Source organism: Pseudomonas sp. P4_C4, from assembly GCF_056402055.1.
On record NZ_JBFUID010000017.1, the window covers coordinates 24529 to 46031 of the forward strand.

22 protein-coding genes and 1 tRNA gene are annotated in these 21503 nt (G+C 59.5%); 6 read left to right on the top strand and 17 right to left on the bottom strand.

Features of this window, described 5'->3' with window-relative positions:
* Nucleotides 1-299: 299 nt before the first annotated feature.
* The 6 genes from gcvH (at nt 300) to AC1DXW_RS11345 (ending at nt 7415) form a co-directional block, all read left to right on the top strand.
* A complete protein-coding gene (gene gcvH, locus AC1DXW_RS11320; RefSeq protein ID WP_007982298.1) occupies nt 300-683 on the top strand; it encodes a glycine cleavage system protein GcvH in 384 nt (127 codons plus the stop codon).
* 11 nt (nt 684-694) lie between these two features.
* The gene (gene gcvP / locus AC1DXW_RS11325) at nt 695-3547 is read left to right on the top strand and encodes an aminomethyl-transferring glycine dehydrogenase (protein WP_477752520.1); all 2853 of its coding nucleotides are present in this window, start codon (nt 695-697) and stop codon (nt 3545-3547) included.
* A gap of 130 nt (nt 3548-3677) precedes the next feature.
* Nucleotides 3678-5054, top strand: coding sequence for an L-serine ammonia-lyase (locus AC1DXW_RS11330; protein ID WP_477760013.1), 1377 nt, complete (start codon nt 3678-3680; stop codon nt 5052-5054).
* A 36-nt stretch (nt 5055-5090) separates the two neighbouring features.
* Complete coding sequence (gene gcvT / locus AC1DXW_RS11335) at nt 5091-6215, top strand: glycine cleavage system aminomethyltransferase GcvT (protein WP_477752522.1); 1125 nt, start codon at nt 5091-5093, stop codon at nt 6213-6215.
* Between the two features lie 403 nt (nt 6216-6618).
* On the top strand, nt 6619-6831 hold the full coding sequence (locus tag AC1DXW_RS11340; protein ID WP_007931076.1) for a cold-shock protein: 213 nt from the start codon (nt 6619-6621) through the stop codon (nt 6829-6831).
* 95 nt (nt 6832-6926) lie between these two features.
* Nucleotides 6927-7415 carry an RDD family protein gene (locus AC1DXW_RS11345; RefSeq protein WP_477752523.1) on the top strand — a complete coding sequence of 163 codons (489 nt, stop codon included), beginning with the start codon at nt 6927-6929 and terminating at the stop codon, nt 7413-7415.
* Nucleotides 7416-7512: 97 nt separating this feature from the next.
* Here the strand turns inward: AC1DXW_RS11345 and nadA are convergent, their stop codons facing one another.
* The 17 genes from nadA to AC1DXW_RS11430 form a co-directional block, all read right to left on the bottom strand.
* Entirely contained in the window at nt 7513-8571 is a 1059-nt protein-coding gene (nadA, locus tag AC1DXW_RS11350; protein ID WP_007995624.1) for a quinolinate synthase NadA, read from the bottom strand.
* A gap of 270 nt (nt 8572-8841) precedes the next feature.
* Nucleotides 8842-8917: transfer RNA gene (locus AC1DXW_RS11355), tRNA-Lys, on the bottom strand.
* A 63-nt stretch (nt 8918-8980) separates the two neighbouring features.
* Complete coding sequence (gene queC, locus AC1DXW_RS11360; protein WP_477760014.1) at nt 8981-9673, bottom strand: 7-cyano-7-deazaguanine synthase QueC; 693 nt, start codon at nt 9671-9673, stop codon at nt 8981-8983.
* A 1-nt stretch (nt 9674) separates the two neighbouring features.
* Complete coding sequence (gene queE / locus AC1DXW_RS11365; protein WP_150754451.1) at nt 9675-10322, bottom strand: 7-carboxy-7-deazaguanine synthase QueE; 648 nt, start codon at nt 10320-10322, stop codon at nt 9675-9677.
* Nucleotides 10323-10488: 166 nt separating this feature from the next.
* Complete coding sequence (gene ybgF, locus AC1DXW_RS11370; protein ID WP_477752524.1) at nt 10489-11328, bottom strand: tol-pal system protein YbgF; 840 nt, start codon at nt 11326-11328, stop codon at nt 10489-10491.
* A 6-nt stretch (nt 11329-11334) separates the two neighbouring features.
* Complete coding sequence (gene pal, locus AC1DXW_RS11375; RefSeq protein WP_003178634.1) at nt 11335-11832, bottom strand: peptidoglycan-associated lipoprotein Pal; 498 nt, start codon at nt 11830-11832, stop codon at nt 11335-11337.
* Between the two features lie 52 nt (nt 11833-11884).
* Nucleotides 11885-13165 carry a Tol-Pal system beta propeller repeat protein TolB gene (tolB, locus tag AC1DXW_RS11380; protein WP_167362903.1) on the bottom strand — a complete coding sequence of 427 codons (1281 nt, stop codon included), beginning with the start codon at nt 13163-13165 and terminating at the stop codon, nt 11885-11887.
* Between the two features lie 17 nt (nt 13166-13182).
* Nucleotides 13183-14262, bottom strand: coding sequence for a cell envelope integrity protein TolA (tolA, locus tag AC1DXW_RS11385; RefSeq protein WP_046042213.1), 1080 nt, complete (start codon nt 14260-14262; stop codon nt 13183-13185).
* Complete coding sequence (gene tolR, locus AC1DXW_RS11390; protein ID WP_162135951.1) at nt 14262-14714, bottom strand: protein TolR; 453 nt, start codon at nt 14712-14714, stop codon at nt 14262-14264. Before tolR ends, tolA begins: the two co-directional genes overlap by 1 nt.
* Before the next feature lie 23 nt (nt 14715-14737).
* Nucleotides 14738-15433: a protein TolQ gene (gene tolQ / locus AC1DXW_RS11395; protein WP_007897030.1), complete on the bottom strand. Its 696-nt coding sequence runs from the start codon at nt 15431-15433 to the stop codon at nt 14738-14740.
* Nucleotides 15423-15890 (bottom strand): tol-pal system-associated acyl-CoA thioesterase, encoded by a 468-nt coding sequence (gene ybgC / locus AC1DXW_RS11400; protein ID WP_057713518.1) that lies wholly within the window; start codon nt 15888-15890, stop codon nt 15423-15425. Before ybgC ends, tolQ begins: the two co-directional genes overlap by 11 nt.
* Nucleotides 15891-16017: 127 nt before the next feature.
* Nucleotides 16018-17079, bottom strand: coding sequence for a Holliday junction branch migration DNA helicase RuvB (ruvB, locus tag AC1DXW_RS11405; RefSeq protein ID WP_008015800.1), 1062 nt, complete (start codon nt 17077-17079; stop codon nt 16018-16020).
* Nucleotides 17080-17688, bottom strand: a complete 609-nt coding sequence (ruvA, locus tag AC1DXW_RS11410) for a Holliday junction branch migration protein RuvA (protein ID WP_008052450.1) — start codon at nt 17686-17688, stop codon at nt 17080-17082.
* Nucleotides 17689-17801: 113 nt separating this feature from the next.
* Complete coding sequence (ruvC, locus tag AC1DXW_RS11415; protein WP_008015799.1) at nt 17802-18326, bottom strand: crossover junction endodeoxyribonuclease RuvC; 525 nt, start codon at nt 18324-18326, stop codon at nt 17802-17804.
* Nucleotides 18327-18466: 140 nt separating this feature from the next.
* On the bottom strand, nt 18467-19213 hold the full coding sequence (locus AC1DXW_RS11420; protein ID WP_046042206.1) for a YebC/PmpR family DNA-binding transcriptional regulator: 747 nt from the start codon (nt 19211-19213) through the stop codon (nt 18467-18469).
* A 128-nt stretch (nt 19214-19341) separates the two neighbouring features.
* Nucleotides 19342-21117 carry an aspartate--tRNA ligase gene (gene aspS / locus AC1DXW_RS11425; RefSeq protein WP_477752525.1) on the bottom strand — a complete coding sequence of 592 codons (1776 nt, stop codon included), beginning with the start codon at nt 21115-21117 and terminating at the stop codon, nt 19342-19344.
* A 119-nt stretch (nt 21118-21236) separates the two neighbouring features.
* Nucleotides 21237-21458 (bottom strand): FmdB family zinc ribbon protein, encoded by a 222-nt coding sequence (locus AC1DXW_RS11430; RefSeq protein WP_032829812.1) that lies wholly within the window; start codon nt 21456-21458, stop codon nt 21237-21239.
* Nucleotides 21459-21503 lie beyond the last annotated feature (45 nt).

The window sequence follows — 21503 nt, forward strand, 5'->3', positions numbered from 1 at the left end:
GCGCCAAAAACGACCTCCATCTGTACTGAAAGCGCTACAGCGGAACGATATCGCTACACCCCTCTCCGGTCACGGCTGTGCAAGGCTTTGATCCACCTCGGCTTTCATCCTAGACATATGCCGTATCGATTTCGCTACAACGATTGAATTTCAGCCTTTGTCAAAACCACCTAAATCATTGATAAATAACAATAAAAACAACGTTGGCCGTGTTCTTGCTATGTACTCCCCCATAACCCGGGCATCGCCCAAGCATTCAATCGCGCCCACCAGACGAGTCTGGCCCCTTAGGAGTTTCCATGAGCGAGTTGCGTTTTACTGAAGATCACGAATGGCTGCGCACCGAAGCTGACGGCAGCGTCACAGTCGGCATCACCGCTTTCGCACAGAACGCCCTGGGCGACGTGGTTTTCGTTCAACTGCCTGAGCTGCAGTCCTACGACAAAGGCGCCGAAGCCGCCACCGTGGAATCGGTAAAGGCTGCCAGCGGCGTGTACATGCCGCTGGACGGCGAAGTGCTGGAAGTGAACCCGGCGCTCGACAGCAGCCCTGAACTGGTCAACGAAGATCCGCTGGGCGAAGGCTGGTTCTTCCGCTTTAAACCAAGCGACGCCACCGCTGTCGGCCAACTGCTGGATCAGGACGCCTACGACCGCCTGATCAAAGCCCAAGCCGAAGCCTGAGGAGCACCGACATGACTCAAATAAATTTGACCACCGCCAACGAATTCATCGCCCGTCACATCGGCCCGCGCGCCGGTGACGAGCAAGCCATGCTCAACAGCCTCGGCTTCGACTCCCTGGAAGCCCTGAGCGCCAGCGTGATTCCCGACAGCATCAAGGGCACCAGCGTCCTCGGCCTGGAAGACGGTTTGAGCGAAGCCGATGCCCTGGCCTTGATCAAGTCCATCGCGACTAAAAACCAGCTGTTCAAGACCTTCATCGGCCAGGGCTACTACGGCACCCACACGCCGTCGCCGATCCTGCGCAACCTGCTCGAAAACCCGGCCTGGTACACCGCCTACACCCCGTACCAGCCAGAAATCTCCCAAGGCCGTCTCGAAGCGCTGCTGAACTTCCAGACCCTGATCAGCGACCTCACCGGCCTGCCGATCGCCAATGCCTCGCTGCTGGACGAAGCCACCGCCGCTGCCGAAGCCATGACCTTCTGCAAACGCCTGAGCAAGAACAAGGGCAGCCACGCCTTCTTCGCCTCCGTGCATTGCCACCCGCAGACCCTCGACGTACTGCGCACCCGTGCCGAGCCCCTGGGCATCGACGTGGTGGTTGGCGACGAGCGCGAACTGACTGACGTGACGCCGTTCTTCGGCGCACTGCTGCAATACCCGGCGAGCAACGGTGACGTGTTCGATTACCGCGAGCTGACCGAACGCTTCCACGCCGCCAATGCCCTCGTTGCCGTGGCTGCCGACCTGCTGGCCCTCACCGTGCTGACCGCGCCGGGCGAATTCGGCGCCGACGTGGCCATCGGCAGCGCACAGCGCTTCGGCGTGCCGCTGGGCTTCGGTGGCCCGCACGCGGCGTACTTCTCCACCAAGGACGCGTTCAAGCGTGACATGCCGGGCCGCCTGGTCGGTGTTTCCGTAGACCGTTTCGGCAACCCGGCCCTGCGCCTGGCCATGCAGACCCGCGAGCAACACATCCGTCGCGAGAAAGCCACCAGCAACATCTGCACCGCGCAAGTGCTGCTGGCCAACATCGCCAGCATGTACGCCGTGTACCACGGTCCAAAAGGCCTGACGCAAATCGCCAATCGCGTGCATCACCTGACTGCGATCCTGGCCAAAGGCTTGAGCGCATTGGGCCTGAGCGTCGAGCAAGCGAGCTTCTTCGACACCCTGACCGTGAAGACCGGCGCGCAAACCGCCGCCCTGCACGACAAGGCGCACGCCCAGCGCATCAACCTGCGCGTGGTCGATGGTGAGCGCCTGGGCCTGTCCCTGGACGAAACCACCACTCAGGCCGACGTTGAAACCCTGTGGAGCCTGCTGTCCGACGGCAAGGCCCTGCCGGACTTCGCCGCCCTCGCCGCCTCGGTGCAGAGCGCCATCCCGGCCACGCTGGTACGTCAGTCGCCGATCCTCAGCCACCCGGTGTTCAACCGCTATCACTCGGAAACCGAGCTGATGCGTTACCTGCGCAAACTGGCGGACAAGGACCTAGCGCTGGACCGCACCATGATCCCGCTGGGTTCGTGCACCATGAAACTCAACGCCACCAGCGAAATGATCCCGGTGACCTGGGCCGAGTTCGGTGCCCTGCACCCGTTCGCCCCGGCCGAGCAAAGCGCCGGCTACCAGCAATTGACCGACGAGCTGGAAGCGATGCTCTGCGCCGCCACCGGTTATGACTCGGTTTCGCTGCAACCGAACGCCGGCTCCCAGGGTGAATACGCAGGTCTGCTGGCGATCCGTGCCTACCACCAGAGTCGTGGCGAAGACCGTCGCGACATCTGCCTGATCCCGTCGTCGGCCCACGGTACCAACCCGGCCACCGCACAAATGGCCGGCATGCGCGTGGTCGTCACCGCCTGCGATGCCCGCGGCAACGTCGACATCGAAGACCTGCGCGCCAAGGCCATCGAGCACCGCGAACACCTCGCTGCGCTCATGATCACCTACCCGTCGACCCACGGTGTGTTCGAAGAAGGCATCCTCGAAATCTGCGGCATCATTCATGACAACGGCGGCCAGGTGTACATCGACGGCGCCAACATGAATGCCATGGTCGGCCTCTGCGCCCCGGGCAAGTTCGGCGGCGACGTTTCGCACCTGAACCTGCACAAGACCTTCTGCATCCCCCACGGCGGTGGCGGCCCGGGCGTCGGCCCGATCGGTGTGAAATCGCACCTGGCGCCATTCCTGCCGGGCCACGCACAGATGGAGCGCAAGGAAGGCGCCGTTTGCGCGGCACCGTTCGGCAGCGCGAGCATTCTGCCGATCACCTGGATGTACATTCGTATGATGGGTGGCGCGGGCCTCAAGCGTGCTTCGCAGCTGGCGATCCTCAATGCCAACTACATCTCCCGTCGCCTCGAAGAGCACTACCCGGTTCTGTACACCGGCAGCAACGGTCTGGTGGCGCATGAGTGCATCCTCGACCTGCGCCCACTGAAAGACAGTAGCGGCATCAGCGTCGATGACGTCGCCAAGCGCCTGATCGACTTCGGTTTCCACGCGCCGACCATGTCGTTCCCGGTAGCCGGCACGCTGATGATCGAGCCGACCGAAAGCGAATCCAAGGAAGAACTGGACCGCTTCTGCGACGCCATGATCCGCATCCGCGAAGAAATCCGCGCAGTGGAAAACGGCACCCTGGACAAGGACGACAACCCGCTGAAAAACGCGCCGCACACCGCCAAGGAACTGGTCGGCGAGTGGTCTCACCCGTACAGCCGTGAGCAGGCGGTGTACCCGGTTGCGTCGTTGATCGAAGGCAAGTACTGGCCGCCGGTCGGTCGCGTCGACAACGTGTTCGGCGACCGCAACCTGGTCTGCGCCTGCCCGTCGATCGAAAGCTACGCTTAAACCAATGAGTGGGGCGCAATCATCCGCCCCACTCAAGAACACCGCAAATCTCCTGTAGGAGCTGCCGCAGGCTGCTCCTACGCACAGCATCTCCCGTGATACGCCTATAACAAGAAACCGGAGAACCACCATGTCGTTAAGCGTGTTCGACCTGTTCAAGATTGGCATCGGCCCCTCCAGCTCCCACACCGTCGGTCCGATGCGCGCCGCTGCGCGTTTCGTCGAAGGCCTGCGCCGTGAAGGGCTGCTGACGGCCACCACCTGCGTCAAGGTCGAGCTGTACGGCTCGCTCGGCGCCACCGGCAAAGGCCACGGCAGTGACAAGGCTGTGTTGCTGGGCCTGGAAGGTGAACACCCGGACACCGTGGATACGGAAACCGTCGCCGCGCGCCTGCAAGAAATCCGCAGCAACGGACGCTTGAACCTGCTCGGCGAACACAGCATTGCGTTCAACGAGAAAGAACACCTGGCGATGATTCGCAAACCGTTGGCGTATCACCCCAACGGCATGATTTTCCGCGCCTTCGACGCAGCGGGCCTGCAAGTCCGCAGCCGCGAGTACTACTCGGTCGGCGGCGGTTTTGTGGTCGATGAGGACGCCGCCGGCGCCGATCGCATCGTCGAAGACGCCACCCCCCTGACCTTTCCGTTCAAAAGTGCCAAGGATCTTCTCGGTCATTGCGTCAAATACGGGCTGTCGATCAGCCAGGTGATGCTGACCAACGAAAGCGCCTGGCGCCCGGAAGCGGAAACCCGCGCCGGCCTGCTGAACATCTGGCAAGTGATGCAGGACTGTGTCGCCGCCGGATGCCGTAATGAAGGCATCCTGCCCGGCGGGCTGAAGGTCAAGCGCCGGGCCGCCGCGCTGCATCGGCAGTTGTGCAAGAACCCGGAATCGTCGTTGCGCGACCCGCTGTCCGTGCTCGACTGGGTCAACCTGTACGCCCTGGCGGTCAATGAAGAAAACGCCAATGGCGGGCGCGTGGTCACCGCCCCCACCAACGGCGCGGCCGGGATCATTCCAGCGGTGTTGCACTACTACATACGCTTTATCCCGGGCTCCAATGACGACGGCGTGGTGCGATTCCTGCTGACCGCCGCAGCCATCGGCATTCTGTACAAGGAAAACGCCTCCATCTCCGGCGCCGAAGTCGGCTGCCAGGGCGAAGTCGGCGTTGCCTGCTCGATGGCCGCCGGTGCCTTGTGCGAAGTGCTTGGCGGCACTGTGCAACAAGTGGAGAACGCCGCGGAAATCGGCATGGAACACAACCTCGGACTGACCTGCGACCCGATTGGCGGGCTGGTGCAAGTGCCTTGCATCGAGCGCAACGCCATSGSCTCGGTCAAGGCCATCAATGCCGTGCGCATGGCCCTGCGCGGCGACGGGCAACACTTCGTTTCCCTCGACAAGGTCATTCGCACCATGCGCCAGACCGGCGCCGACATGAAAAGCAAATACAAGGAAACCGCCCGTGGCGGTTTGGCGGTCAACATTATCGAGTGCTGATGCGCGCTCATCTGCACCCTTCTTCAGGAGCTGAATATGTCCACCGAACAACTGTTGAAAACCCCGTTGCACGCACTGCACATCGAACTCGGCGCGCGCATGGTGCCGTTCGCCGGCTACGACATGCCCGTCCAGTACCCGCTGGGCGTGATGAAAGAACACCAGCACACCCGCGACCAGGCCGGGCTGTTCGATGTCTCGCACATGGGCCAGATCCGCCTGACCGGCGCCAATGCCGCCAAGGCCTTGGAAACCCTGGTGCCGGTGGACATCATCGACCTGCCGGTGGGCATGCAGCGCTACGCGATGTTCACCAATGCGACCGGCGGCATTCTCGACGACCTGATGGTCGCCAACCTGGGCAACGACGAACTGTTCCTGGTGGTCAACGCCGCCTGCAAGGACCAGGACCTGGCCCACCTGCGCAAGCACATTGGCGACCAGTGCACGATCGAGCCGCTGTTCGAAGAGCGCGCCCTGCTCGCCCTGCAAGGCCCGGCTGCAGTGACCGTGCTGGCACGCCTGGCACCTACAGTTGCGAAGATGACCTTCATGCAGTTCGCCCGCGCGAAGCTGCTGGGCGTGGACTGCTTTGTCAGCCGTTCGGGTTACACCGGTGAAGACGGTTTCGAAATTTCCGTACCCGCCGCGAACGCCGAAGCCCTGGCTCGCGCACTGCTGGCTGAAGCTGAAGTGGCCGCCATCGGCCTTGGCGCCCGCGACTCCCTGCGCCTGGAAGCGGGTTTGTGCCTGTACGGCCACGACATGAACACCGACACCACCCCAATCGAGGCAAGCCTGCTGTGGGCGATCTCCAAGCCACGTCGCACTGATGGCGCACGGGCCGGTGGCTTCCCTGGCGCCGAAACCGTATTCGCCCAGCAACAGGCAGGCGTGAACCGCAAACGTGTAGGTTTGTTACCACAGGAACGTACACCCGTGCGTGAAGGCGCCGAGATCGTCAACGAAGCCGGCGACATCATCGGTAGCGTCTGCAGCGGCGGTTTCGGGCCAACCCTGGGCGGGCCGCTGGCCATGGGTTATGTCGACAGCGCTTATATCGCACTGGACACACCGGTTTGGGCGATCGTTCGTGGGAAAAAGGTGCCTTTGCTTGTAAGCAAAATGCCATTTGTTCCACAACGCTACTATCGCGGCTGATTGAATGTTCCTATAAGTAACGCGGTTGCGTTAACGGTGCACTAATGTGTAACGCAACCGCCATATAACAGTGCATCGTTTGGCTATAAGCTTCGATTATGAACTTTGCTTATAACGATCGAAAACAACTGAACAAGACCAGGGAATAAGCCCCCGCTAGTGGACTTACTTTGCCATCAACCTGAGGAAATACGGGGCCTTCACAGGGCTTGTTTTTTCTCCCGTAGTTGGCGTAGAGTTTGTTCACTGTGTTTGCATGGGTCGCTTGGAATCGTGACCTGGGCAGTAGCCTACAAGTTAGCTACATCCCGTTCGACGTCTTCTTACTCTCCTGCAACCAGCCCCAGTACTCTTTCACAAGAAGGAGGCTGTCATTAATTTTTTGCGTCAAAGGAAATAAGAAATGTCCCAACGTCAGAGCGGTACCGTCAAGTGGTTTAACGACGAGAAAGGTTTTGGTTTTATCACTCCTGAAAGCGGTCCGGATCTGTTCGTGCATTTCCGCGCCATCCAGGGCAACGGCTTCAAGAGCCTGAAAGAAGGCCAGAAAGTGACTTTCATCGCCGTGCAGGGCCAGAAAGGCATGCAGGCTGACGAAGTACAAGCGGAAGGTTAATCTTCTGTAACGAAAAAGCCCCTGATGCTGACATCAGGGGCTTTTTTGTGCACGTAAATCCGTAAAATGGCTTCTTTTTTCGCCGAGAGCCTGCCATGTCGAAACACCTGCTTACTCCCCAGGGCGACTTTCCTGCCGCTGGCCTGGGTCGTCGCCTGGCAGCCATGTTCTATGATTTCCTGCTGTGTACCGCCCTGCTGATCGTCACCAGCGGCATCTACAAGATGATCCAGATGGCGATCATCGGCGAAGAAAGGATGCGCACCCTGACCGAAGCGGGTGCGCTGGACGGCGATCCCCTGCTCTCGACGGTGCTGTTGTTCGTACTGTTCGGCTTCTTCGCCAAATTCTGGACCTGGTCCGGTCAGACGCTGGGCATGCAGGTCTGGTGCATCCGCGTGCAGAACGCCGATGGCTCATCCATCAGCCTGTGGCAGGCGTTGCTGCGCTTTGTCGTGTCGCTTGCTTCGGTGCTGTGTGTTGGTCTGGGATTCTTCTGGTCGTTGTTCGACAAACAGAAACGCAGCTGGCATGACATGTATTCCAATACCGAACTGGTGCGGATTCCGAAGAAGACCAAGTAACGCCCACAAAAAAGATCGCAGCCTTCGGCAGCTCCTACAGGGTTTCATTTACACCTGTAGGAGCTGCCGAAGGCTGCGATCTTTTGCTTTCTGGCTTTTAAGCGTTACCGGCCAGCTTCATCCGCGCCGCCTGGGTGAAATCGAGCATGCGCTTGAGCGGGCGGATCGCCTGAGGGATCAGCGCCGGGTCGACAAAGATTTCGTTCGCCCCTTCCTTCAACGCCTTGAGCGTGCGCTCAAGGGTGTTCATGGCCATCCACGGGCAATGCGCACAACTGCGGCACGCCGCGCCGTTACCTGCCGTCGGGGCTTCGATAAAGACCTTGTCCGGGCACAGCTGCTGCATCTTGTAGAAGATGCCGCGGTCGGTCGCCACGATCAGCGTCTTGTTCGGCAGGCTCTGTGCCGCCGCGATCAACTGACTGGTGGAGCCCACGGCATCGGCCAGTTCAATCACCGATGTCGGCGACTCCGGGTGCACCAGGATCGCAGCATCCGGGTACAGCGCCTTCATGTCTTCAAGCTGCTTGGACTTGAACTCTTCGTGAACGATGCAGGCACCGTCCCACAGCAGCATGTCAGCACCGGTCTGGCGCTGGATGTAGGTCCCCAGGTGCTTGTCCGGGCCCCAGATGATGGTCTCGCCGTTGTCCATCAGGCTTTCGACGATTTCCAGCGCACAGCTTGAGGTCACCACCCAATCCGCTCGGGCCTTTACCGCAGCCGAAGTGTTGGCGTACACCACCACCGTGCGTTCCGGGTGTTGATCGCAGAACGCGGAAAATTCGTCCACCGGGCAACCCAGGTCGAGCGAACAGGTCGCTTCGAGCGTCGGCATCAGCACGCGTTTTTCGGGGTTGAGGATCTTGGCGGTCTCACCCATGAACTTCACGCCGGCGACGACCACGGTCTTGGCCGGATGGGCGTTGCCGAAACGGGCCATCTCCAGCGAGTCGGAGACACAGCCGCCCGTCTCTTCGGCCAGCGCCTGAATGACAGGGTCACAATAGAAGTGGGCCACCAGCACCGCGTCCTGAGCCTTGAGCTCGGCAGCGATGGCGGCACGGTAATAAGCCTCTTCATCGGCGGTCAGCGGCTTGGGCTGCTTGGCGTCGAGGTGGGCTTGAACCAGAAGGCGTTCGGAAATTTGCGTCATGTTCGCAAGACCTGCAGGCGCATTCGCGCGAAAGTCGAGTATACACCCGGCTCCGGACCCTACAGGGTACCGCCGGGAAAGTGAGTATTCATCAGGCACGGACAGCGTTGAAGCTGCGCAAGGCTACAGAATATCCGACGGATGCAAAAGATGATTCTGACCTGCGTCATGCGCAGCAGCCCGCAGCGAGGCTGACTTGAATCGCGGGCAAAAAAAAACCCGGAAATCCTCACTTGCGTGGGCCTTCCGGATTTTCTAAACCGCCAAAAATGGTGGGTCGTGTGGGATTCGAACCTACGACCAATTGGTTAAAAGCCAACTGCTCTACCAACTGAGCTAACGACCCGCTGTGTGGTGGCGCGTATAATACTGATTTTTAAGGACTATTCAACACCTATTTTGAAATAAATCAAAAATAAGGGGTTGGATCGCTGATTCCGGCCGCCGCAAAGCCTTCTGCACGCAGTCGGCAGCTGTCGCACTTGCCGCAGGCACGACCGTTATCGTCGGCCTGATAGCAGGAAACGGTCAGACCATAATCCACGCCAAGCTTAACGCCGGCCTGGACGATCTGCGCCTTGCTGAGGTTTTGCAGCGGTGCCTGGATGCGGAAGCCATTGCCTTCCACGCCGGCCTTGGTTGCCAGGTTGGCCATGCGCTCGAACGATTCGATGAACTCGGGACGGCAGTCCGGGTAACCGGAGTAATCCACCGCATTGACACCGATGAAGATGTCACGTGCGCCGAGTACTTCAGCCCAGCCCAGGGCCAGGGACAGGAACACCGTGTTACGCGCAGGCACGTAAGTCACCGGAATGCCCTCACCCAACTCTTCCGGAATATCGATGCTGCTGTCGGTCAGCGCCGAGCCGCCCATGCCGTTCAGGTTCAGACCGATCACCTTGTGCTCGACCACACCCAGGTCCCGCGCCACACGCTCGGCGGCGTGCAGTTCGGCGTGAGAGCRCTGACCGTAGTCAAAGCTCATGGTGTAGCAGCTGTAGCCTTCGGCGCGCGCCATGGCCACGACGGTCGCCGAGTCCAGGCCACCGGACAGCAGGATGACCGCACGTTTTTCAGCAGTGTTCAGTTGTTCAGTCATTTCAGCGCCCCGGCTCGTCATTCCATAGATATTTATGCAGCTGCAATTGCAAACGCACTGGCAGATTGTCCGCCACCACCCAGTCCGCCAGGTCCCGGGCATTGAGATCATGGTGACTTGGCGAGAACAGGACTTCGCCGGCACGCAGGTTAAGACCGTACTGGATCAGCTTGGAAACGGACCAGTCATAGTCCTCCCGCGAGCAGATGACAAACTTCACCTGATCGTTGGGCGTGAGCAGCTCAATGTTTTCGTAGCGATTGCGGTGTGCTTCCTTCGAACCCGGGGTTTTCAGATCGACAACGCGACTGACCCGGGAATCTACTGCCGAGATATCGATAGAGCCACTGGTTTCCAGTGACACTTCGTAACCGGCGTCACACAGGCGCTTGAGCAAGGGAATGGCGTTGGGTTGCGCCAGCGGCTCGCCGCCCGTGACACAGACGTATCGCGGACGAAAACCGGCGACCTGCTCGAGGATATCGTCGAGGGTGCGGATGGTCCCACCGGTGAACGCGTAGGCGCTGTCGCAGTATTGGCAACGCAACGGACAACCGGTCAGGCGCACAAAAACAGTGGGCAGCCCGGCAGTCCGAGTCTCACCCTGCAACGAGTAGAAAACTTCGGTGATTCTCAATGTGTCTTGCATAGTCGCCACGGGCGTAACAGCTAAACAGGCTGTCCGCCTCCGTCAGGCACTTCAAGGAACCCCGGCAATGCGCAGATCCCAAAAAGCGTGTTTCAGAAAAAGGGTGTGAATTCTAACGAAAAAACCCGCGACAAGCGCGGGTTTCTTTGAAGCGGGTCAAGCAGGCTTACATTTTTTGCAGATCGCGCTGGGCCAATTGAGCAGCGGAAGTACCCGGATATTGGGAAACCACCTGCTGCAAAATGCCCTTGACCCGGTCGGTATGACCCAGGCGACGCTCTACATCAGCGAGCTTGTACAGCGAGTCCGGCACTTTGGCGTGCTTGGGATACAGCTGCGAAACCTTGGCAAATGCCTGACCTGCACCTTGCAGATCGCCCTTGGCCAGGTTCACTTCGCCCAACCAGTACTGGGCATTGCCCGCATACTGGCTGTTCGGGTATTTGCGCAGGAATGCGGCGAAAGCCTGGCTGGCCTTGTCGAAATCCTTGGCCTTGATCAGGTCGAAGGCAGCATCGTAATAGAGCTTTTCCTTCGCCGGATCTGCCGGCTCGCCACCTGCGGCAGGTGCTTGAGCGGCGGCTGCGCCAGCTGCCGCACCTGCGGCTGCACCGGGGGCATTCAAATCACCACCGGTGGAAGAATTCTGAGGATTCGCGGCTGGTGCAACGCCGGTTCCTATGCGCCGATCAAGATCCTGGTATCGCTCCAGGTTTTCCTGCTTCATGCGCGCTACATCATTTTGCAGAACTTCAATCGCACCTTGCTGGCGCTCGATCTGTTGCTGCATTGATTGCAGTTGGTTGAACAGCTCGCCCTGTGCCGAGACAGGGGCCGAAACCCCTCCCCCGGCATAGGCGCCGTTCGTACCGTAACCCGCAGGCGGATAACTGTTCCCGCTATTGTTATAGCCGGAGTTGTCCTCGACCACAGGAACCGCAGCCCACACCGCAAACGGTGCGAGGCTGAGAGCCAAAACAGTTACAGCACGACGGCACGTTCGCATGACGAATTACTTACGCAGTTCGACGCGACGGTTTTGAGCCCAGGACTGCTCGTCGTTGCCGGTAGCAACTGGACGCTCTTCGCCGTAGGAAACCAGTTCCAGCTGAGCTGGGGAAACGCCTTGCAGTACCAGGTAGCGCTGAACGGCTTTCGCACGACGCTCGCCCAGAGCCATGTTGTACTCACGAGTACCACGTTCGTCGGTGTTGCCTTCCAGAACAACGCGAGCGCCGTTTGCTTTCAGGTCTTTGGCGTGAACGTCCAGAGCGCGCATGGCTTCTGGCTTCAGGTCCGAACTGTCGTATTCGAAGTAGAAAGTGGTGATAGCGCGCAGTGCAGCTTCTTCGCTCAGGGAGCCGTCAACTGCACCAGTGTTTGCGCCGTAACCAGCGTTTGGATCTACCGCGCCTTCACCGGCATTGTCGCCGCCTTTGGACGAGCAACCTACAGCTACAGCCATGGCCAGTGCCAGCGCAGCAAATTTACCAAACTTCAGCATTTCCATCGTGAAACTCCTAATGAACCCCAGTGTGTTAAGTACAACGTATAGCGCCGCGTCAGTTCAGGTAAGGGGACCAGGAAGGTTCTCTGACTTCGCCTTGTGCGGTAGGAAGCGGGAGCCTTACGCGTCCATTGATGGACACGAGCATCAAGACTCCCCGGCCCTGCTGGCGGGTGGCGTAGATTACCATGGTGCCGTTGGGCGCGACAGTAGGCGACTCGTCCAGAGTGCTATCAGTGAGGATTTTTACACTACCGCGCTGCAAATCCTGGGCCGCCACCTTGAAATTGGTGAAGCCATCCTGACGGTGAATCATGACAAGCGTCTTTTCATCAGCCGACAGTTTAGGGTTGGCGTTGTAGTTACCGACGAAAGTCACGCGTTCGGCACCGCCACCACCGGCACTGGTCTTGTAGATCTGCGGCTTGCCGCCACGGTCGGACGTGAAGTAGATGGTCGAGCCATCCTTGCCCCAGAACGGTTCGGTGTTGATGCCAGGACCGTTGGTAACGCGGCTGATCTGACGCGAACCCAGGTTCATCACATAGATGTCCGGGTTGCCGTCTTTGGACAGCACGAACGCCAGGCGATTGCCGTCCGGCGACCAGGCTGGCGCGCCGTTCAGGCCTTCGAAGTTGGTGATCTGCTCACGGCGACCGGTGTCGATGTTCTGCATGAAGATGCGTGGACGCTTCTGCTCGAAGGAGACATAGGCGATGCGCTTGCCATCCGGTGCGAAACGCGGCGACAGGATCGGCTCGCGCGATTGCAGCAGGGTTACGGCGCGGGCACCGTCGTAGTCCGAACGTTGCAGGGTGTAGCGAGTGTTGTTCTCGGAGAAACGCTCGGCCGTTACGTACAGCAGGCGAGTCGAGAAGGCACCCTTGATACCCGTGAGTTTTTCGAACGACTGGTCAGAGATGTAGTGCGCCATGTCGCGTAACTGATCGACGCCGCCCGACACGCTGCCGGTCAGCACTTGCTGCTCCGTGGCGACGTTGAACAGTGCGTATTGCACCTGCAGGCGACCGCCCGCCGGCACAATGCTGCCGACCATGACGTACTGGGCACCCAGCGCCTTGAAGTCACGGAAGATGATTTCGCTGGCCTGGCTCGGCTGGCTGATCATGTTCTGCTTTGGAAGCGGCGAGTAGTAACCCGAGTTGCGCAGGTCGTTACCGATGATTTCCGCCATGTCGTCCGGCAGCACGCTACCGCCCTGGAAGCCGAACGGTACTACGGCGATCGGGGTCGCCCGATCGCTGCCACTGGTAACCAGAATGTTTTTCTCATCTGCCATCGCCATCCCTGCCATGCAGCAGATAACGACCAGCATTCCTCGAAGAAGGTTTCTCACAAGGCTAGATCCTCAGGTGTGAATGTCATCTTGAATGAACGATACGGAGCGAAATCACTCGGCTTCATTCCCTGCATTTCTGTCAAACGTCCAATATTCTTCACCGCTGCAACAGCCGAGGCGTCAAACGGACCGTCGCCACTGGACTTGGACACGCTGACCGAAGTCACCGTACCGTCCGGCAACATGCCGATTTGCAATACGACCGTCATGCCTTTGCGTGCCGAAGGTGGACGAGCCCAGCCTTCCGCTGCACGCGCACGAATCAGGTCATCGAAACTGCCGGCGACTTCGTCGCCCTGCTCATCGGCCAACGCCTGCTGACGCTGCGGCGTGTCGGAAAGCAAATCTGCCAGGGCCTGGGCCTTTTTGTCTTCGGCGGATTTACGTGCCGCGTCCTGCGATTTCTTCTTCGCAGCATCGGCAGTAGCTTTCTTCTTCGCTTCCTCGGCGACTTTCTTCTTCGCCTCTTCAGCTTCAGCTTTCTTCTTGGCGTCTTCCGCGGCTTTCTTCTTCGCGTCTTCGACGATCTTTTTCTTGGCTTCTTCAGCTGCCGCTTTCTTGGCCTCTTCTTCTGCAGCTTTCTTGGCTTCTTCTTCAGCTTTCTTCTTGGCTATATCAGCCAATTGTTTCTCTTCTGCCTTCTTGGCTTCCGCGGTTTTCTTCGCATCGTCGGCTTTTTTGGCTTCATCAGCCTTTTTCGCCTCGTCCGCTTTCTTCGCCTCGTCGGCCTTCTTGGCTTCTTCGGCCTTTTGAGCCGCCTCTTCTTTCTTTTGTTCCGCAGCCTTCACCGCTTCCTGCTCGACCTTTTTCTGTTCCATCTGCTCGACTTCGGTCTGACGCGCAGCAGATTTCTGCGCCTCACCGGCAATCTTCTGATTGGTCTGGGTGGTCGCCCGACTTTTCGATTTCAGCTGGTACAAGGTCGCCTGGACAATCGGCTTGGCCGGCGGCAGTTCCGGGGTAAAGGCAAAGCTGACGAACAGCATGCCGAACACCAGCACGTGCAAGCCAATCGCCCAGACACTAGGCCAGAAGTAGCTTTCCGAGGCGGACGGCTCTCGCTGTTGCTGCATCAGGGCGCCTCGGTAATCAAGCCAACATTACCGACCCCGGCCTTCTGCAACCCGCCCATGGCCCCCATGACGGAGCCGTAATCGACACTCTTGTCGCCGCGGATGAAGACCTGGGTACGCTTGCCGCCTTCGTTGCCGACGCGAATGATCTTGGTCACCGCGTCAGTCATCTGCGGCAGGGTCATGGCCCGATCCTGCTGCTTTTCGGTGTCGACTTCGCTGCCAAGGTTCCAGTAGTAGGTCTTGTCGGATTTGATGGAAATGGTCAGGACCTGGGTGTTGTTGTCCTGCGGCAAGGCTTCGCTGGAAACCTTGGGCAGATCAACTTTCACGCCCTGATTGAGCATCGGCGCGGTCACCATGAAGATCACCAGCAGCACCAACATCACGTCGATGTAAGGCACCACGTTCATCTCGGCGACCGGCTTGCGCTTTTTGCGAGCTCGAGCGATTAAAGCCATTGGAAATTACCTGCTTATTCTTCGCTGGTGTGCACTTTGCGGTGCAGGATCGCCTGGAACTCGTCGGCGAAGGTGTAGTAGCGGCCCAGCAGGGTTTCACTGCGAGCAGCAAAACGGTTGTAAGCGATAACGGCTGGAATGGCGGCGAACAGACCGATCGCGGTGGCGATCAGTGCTTCGGCGATACCCGGGGCCACAGTGGCCAGGGTCGCTTGTTGGGCGGTCGCCAGACCGCGGAAGGAGTTCATGATGCCCCAGACCGTACCGAACAGACCGATGTACGGGCTGACGGAACCAACGGTGGCCAGGAAGGGCAGGCTCTGCTCGAGCTTTTCTTCTTCGCGGGAAATGGCAACGCGCATGGCACGCGCCACGCCTTCCATGACCGCTTCCGGGTCAACGCCTGACTGCTGGCGCAGACGGGAGAATTCCTTGAAACCGGCCCGGAAGATTTGCTCGACGCCCGAATCAGGGTCCGGATTGCTGCCGGCCTGACGGTACAGCTTGGACAGGTCGATACCTGACCAGAAGCGCTCTTCGAAGCTCTCCAGGGCACGTCGACCGGCGCGCAGCAGGTTGCTGCGCTGAAAGATCATGATCCATGAGGTCACCGATGCGGCTACCAGGATCAGCATTACCAGTTGCACCACGATACTGGCATTGCTGACCAAGCTCCACATGGAGGAATGGTCGACGACGTTAGCTTCCACGCTTTATCTCCTGCTTTGAGTGTGTACCCGCGCCGCTCACGTCGGCAAAGGCCGCTCGTAGAGCTTCGGGAATGGCCCGGGGTTTCAAACTTTCAGTGCGCACACAGGCCACCAGAAACTGCCCTTCGCAGAGCAGTGCATTATCCGTTGCCCGCCTGACCTGTTGCTTGAAGCGCAGGCTGGCACGGTTCAATTCGATTACTTCAGCGCTTACCAGCAGTTCGTCATCCAGTCGCGCCGGCGCGTGGTAGCGCGCTTCGCTGGAATGCACGACGAACAACAGGTCCTCCCCGGCAAGCTGCGATTGGGCAAAGCCCAGATCTCGTAGCCGCTCGGTTCGAGCCCGTTCCATAAACTTGAGGTAATTAACGTAATACACGATGCCCCCCGCATCGGTGTCCTCGTAATAAACGCGACAACGATGTGCGAAAGGCTCAAGCCCGTTTTGCGCGCGCATACTCTAGTGCTTACTCCTCAGGTTGCCAATCCGGCATGGCAACTGTTTTTCATTGTTCTGCGGCTTTCACGTGAAAGTACGGTCCTGGGACCCTACATTGCCCGAAAAAATCAGCACGCAATGTTAATTAATCGTCAGCGGCATCGAGAAACTCGTCTACCACGGGCATTTCGCCCAATCGTGACGGAATGTTTAAACCGAAATGCAGGTAGGCATGCCGCGTCACCACTCGCCCCCGTGGCGTGCGCATGATGTAGCCCTGCTGGATCAGATAGGGCTCCAGCACATCTTCAATGGTGTGACGTTCTTCGCTGATGGCGGCAGCCAGGCTGTCGACCCCGACTGGCCCGCCGTCGAACTTCTCGATCATGGTCAACAACAGACGCCGGTCCTGATGGTCGAAGCCACGCTCGTCGACATCCAGCAGGTTCAGCGCCAGGTCGGCAATCGGCTTGGTGATGTGGCCTTTGGCGCGAACCTCGGCGAAATCGCGCACCCGGCGCAACAAACGGTTAGCGATTCGTGGAGTGCCACGGGCACGGCGGGCGATTTCGAAAGCACCTTCCGGGTCCAGCGGCAAACCAAGGATGCTTGCCGAGCGACTGACAATTGTCGACAGGTCGGCGTTGTTGTAGAACTCCAGGCGCTGGACGATCCCGAAACGGTCTCGCAACGGGTTGGTCAGCATCCCCGCCCGCGTCGTTGCGCCGACCAGGGTGAACGGCGGCAGATCCAGCTTGATCGAACGCGCGGCCGGGCCTTCGCCGATCATGATGTCGAGCTGGAAATCCTCCATGGCCGGGTACAGCACCTCTTCAACGATAGGCGACAGGCGATGGATTTCATCGATGAACAGCACATCGTGAGGCTCAAGGTTGGTCAACAGCGCCGCCAGGTCACCAGGTCGCTCCAGCACCGGCCCCGAGGTGCTCTTGATCGACACGCCCATTTCCTGGGCGATGATGTTGGCGAGGGTGGTCTTGCCCAGGCCGGGCGGCCCGAAGATCAGCGTGTGATCCAGGGATTCGTTACGACCGCGAGCAGCCTGAATGAACAACTCCATCTGCTCGCGAACGGTCGGCTGGCCAATGTATTCGGCCAGGCTGACCGGGCGAATGGCACGGTCCTGGACTTCTTCGCGCTCACGCGGGCTGTGCGTGGCAGCGATCAGACGATCAGCTTCAATCACTTAGATCATTCCCTTCAAGGCGCGGCGGATCATGTCTTCACTGCTCAAATCTTTCTCCTTGATCGCAGACACCGCCTTGCTCGCTTCCTGGGGCTTGTAGCCGAGGGAAATCAAGGCGCTGACGGCGTCAGTCTCTGCAGTGTTCACCGGGGCCGGTCCATCCGGCTGGTTCGGCACCAGGGCGAACATGGCCGGTACGGTTTCCCAGGCCTTGAAGCGATCCTTGAGTTCCACCAGCAAGCGTTCGGCGGTTTTCTTGCCGACGCCCGGGACCTTGGTCAGCGCCGACGTGTCCTGGGACTGTACGCAACGAACCAGTTCGTCGACCTCCAGGCTCGACATCAAGGCCAGCGCCAGTTTCGGCCCGACACCATTGAGGCGGATCAACTCGCGAAAAAAGTCGCGCTCACGCTTGCCGACAAAACCATAGAGCAACTGTGCGTCTTCGCGCACGACCAAATGGGTGTGCAAGGTCAGCGGTTCACCGACCGACGGCAAGCGGTAAAGGGTCGTCATGGGCACTTCAAGTTCATAGCCCAGGCCATTTACATCCAGAATCAGATGCGGAGGCTGCTTCTCAGCCAGGGTGCCGCGCAAACGTCCAATCACGTTACAAATCCTTGAGCGTTGGCCAGCTCTGGGCCAGCGACTGATAGAGCGAGGGAATGCCGCCGACAACCCAGGCGAAACACCCCACTCCATAAAAATGATTGCTGATGCTATCAGAGACGCAGGCGCCCGCCACGACTGCGTGCTGCGCCCAGACCATGGGGCAACAGGCTGGAGCGGGTATGAGCATGGCAGATGGCGATGGCCAGGGCGTCCGAAGCATCGATCTGCGGTTTACTGGTCAGCTTGAGCATGTGCATGACCATCATCTGCACCTGCTCCTTATTGGCCGCGCCGGTGCCTACGACCGCCTGCTTGACCTGGGTTGCGGTGTATTCGGCAATTTCCAGGCTTTCCTCGGCACCTGCCACGATCGCGGCGCCACGGGCCTGCCCCAGTTTCAGGGCGGAATCGGCGTTACGGGCCATGAACACCTTTTCGATCCCCATGGTCACCGGATGGTAAGTCTGAATGATCTCCCGCACCCCGCGATAAACAATCTGCAGTCGCTCATGCAGCTCGCCGGCACCGGTACGAATGCAGCCGGAAGCCACATACTCGCAGCCACGGCCGGTATCGCGAACCACACCATAACCGGTGATGCGCGAACCGGGGTCGATACCAAGAATTAAAGTCATAACGCCTGCAGGCTTTGAATGTAGGAGCGAGCTTGCTCGCGATGGACGTCAACGATAACGCGGCTGACTTGAATGAACGCCGCTCTCAGGTTTTTCGTCGGAGCGCCGCCCGGAGCGAGCTCGCTCCTACAAAAGGCAAATCAACCGAGCTGTGCAGCCACCGACTCCGGGATATCCGCGTTGGAATAGACGTTTTGCACGTCATCCAGGTCCTCGAGCATGTCGATCAGCTTGAGGACTTTCTCGGCGCCTTCCAGATCGAGTTCGGCGCTGGTGGTCGGCAACATGACGATTTCCGCGTCGTCACCTTTGAAACCCGCCGCTTCCAGTGCGTTACGCACGGAATAGAACCCGGCAAACGAGGTGAAAACGTCGATCGAACCGTCTTCGTTGGTCACCACGTCATCAGCGTCAGCTTCCATGGCCGCTTCCATCAGTGCGTCTTCGTCAACGCCAGCCGCGAAGGAGATCTGCCCCTTGCGTTCGAACAGATAGGCCACCGAACCGTCAGTCCCCAGGTTACCACCGCACTTGCTGAACGCATGGCGAACAGCGGCTGCGGTGCGATTACGGTTGTCGGTCATGCATTCGACCATCACCGCCACGCCGCCCGGGCCGTAACCTTCGTAGGTCAGCTCGACCATGTCGTCGGTATCGGCGGCACCGGCACCACGGGCGACTGCCCGATCGATGATGTCGCGACTCATGTTCGCGCCAAGGGCCTTGTCCAACGCCAGGCGCAGACGCGGGTTGGAACCTGGATCACCGCCGCCCTGGCGGGCCGCGACAGTCAGCTCACGAATCCACTTGGTGAAAATCTTGCCTTTTTTGGCATCCTGACGTTCTTTGCGGTGCTTGATGTTCGCCCACTTGGAATGACCTGCCATAACTCGCTCCGAATTCTCTTTGAAACATTGCCCGCTGCGCTGTATTGCGCCGGCCGGCAAACAAAAATCTTGAACAGCTCTATCTATAAAGAAAGGGCGCATCCACAGATGCGCCCTTCAGGTCAGCCTTACTCGGCCTTAGGCGTTTCGCGCAGACGAATGTGCAGTTCGCGCAATGCCTTGGCATCCACCTGGCCCGGTGCCTGAGTCATGACGTCTGCCGCGCTCTGGGTTTTCGGGAAGGCGATCACTTCACGGATCGACTGGGCGCCGGTCATCAGCATCACCAGACGGTCCAGGCCGAAGGCCAGACCACCGTGCGGCGGTGCACCGTATTTCAGGGCATCGAGCAGGAAGCCGAATTTCTCTTCCTGTTCCGCTTCGTTGATGCCCAGCAGACGGAACACCGACTGCTGCATCTCTTTACGGTGGATACGGATCGAACCGCCACCCAGCTCGGTACCATTCAATACCATGTCGTAGGCACGGGACAGAGCGCCAGCCGGGTTGGCTTCCAGCTCTTGCGGGGTGCACTTCGGTGCGGTGAACGGGTGGTGCAAGGCGGTGAAGCTGCCGTCGTCGTTTTCTTCGAACATCGGGAAGTCGACGACCCACATTGGCGCCCACTTGCAGGTCAGCAGGTCCAGGTCGTGGCCCAGCTTGATCCGCAGTGCGCCCAGGGCTTCGCTGACGATCTTCGCCTTGTCGGCGCCGAAGAACACGATATCGCCGTCGACCGCACCGACGCGATCGAGGATCACGTTGAGGTTGGCCTCAGGGATGTTTTTCACGATCGGCGATTGCAGACCGTCAACACCGGCAGCGCGCTCGTTGACCTTGATGTACGCCAGGCCCTTGGCACCGTAGATACCGACAAACTTGGTGTAATCGTCGATCTGCTTGCGCGGCATGCTTGCCCCGCCAGGTACGCGCAAGGCGGCGATTCGGCATTTCGGGTCGTTGGCCGGGCCGCTGAACACCTTGAAGTCGACTTCCTTGAGCTGATCGGCCACGTCCACCAGTTCCAGCGGGTTACGCAGGTCTGGCTTGTCGGAACCGTAGCGGCGCATGGCTTCTTCGAAGGTCATGTGCGGGAAATCGCCGAATTCCAGATCCAGCACTTCCTTGAACAGGTTGCGGATCATTTGCTCGGTCAGGCCCATGATCTCTTTTTCATCGAGGAAGCTGGTCTCGATGTCGATCTGGGTGAATTCCGGCTGACGGTCGGCCCGCAGGTCTTCGTCACGGAAGCACTTGGCGATCTGGTAGTAACGATCGAAGCCGGCCACCATCAGCAGTTGCTTGAACAGCTGCGGCGATTGCGGCAAGGCGAAGAACGAACCGGCGTGCGTGCGGCTCGGTACCAGGTAGTCACGCGCACCTTCAGGGGTGGCGCGGGTCAGGATCGGCGTTTCCACGTCAAGGAAGCCGTTCTCGTCCAGGAAGCGACGGATGCTGGTGGTCATGCGCGAACGCAGGCGCAGCTTCTCGGCCATTTCCGGGCGACGCAGGTCGAGGAAGCGATAGCGCAGGCGGGTTTCTTCGCCGACGTCGGAGAACTCGTTCAACGGGAACGGCGGCGTTTCCGATTCGTTCAGCACTTCCAGCTCGTAGCCCAGCACTTCGATCATGCCTGACGCCATGTTGGCGTTGGTCGCACCGGCCGGACGCAGGCGAACCTTGCCGGTGATCTTCACGACGTACTCGCTGCGCACGCGATCGGCTGCGGCGAAGGTTTCAGCGCGGTCCGGATCGAACACGACCTGGGCCAGACCATCACGATCACGGATATCGAGGAAAATCACCCCACCGTGGTCACGGCGACGATGGACCCATCCGCAAAGGGTAATTTTCTGGCCGTCCAGGCTTTCGTTCAGTTGGCCGCAATAATGGCTGCGCATCATGGTCGTGGTTTCACTTCTCGTAATTCGAAATTCGGTGGAGATCCTACAGCAGCCCCGCCTTTAAAAAAGTCGCCGGGTGATGCAAGAGCACGCGTGTCGTTCAACTCAGGTTCCAGACCTTAGTCAGCTTTGTCGCCGCCGGCCAGGTTCTTCTTGGAACCGGTCTTGAAATCGGTTTCGTACCAACCCGTGCCGCTGAGGCGGAAGCCCGGCATGGACAGCAACTTTTTAAGCTCTGGCGCCTGACAGGCAGGGCAGTCGACCAGCGGTGCATCGCTGATCTTTTGAATGGCTTCCAACTGATGACCACAGGAAGCACATTGATAATCGTACATCGGCATGGAGTTGTCTCGGCGATCAGATTGCTACCGCACACGCAGGGTTTT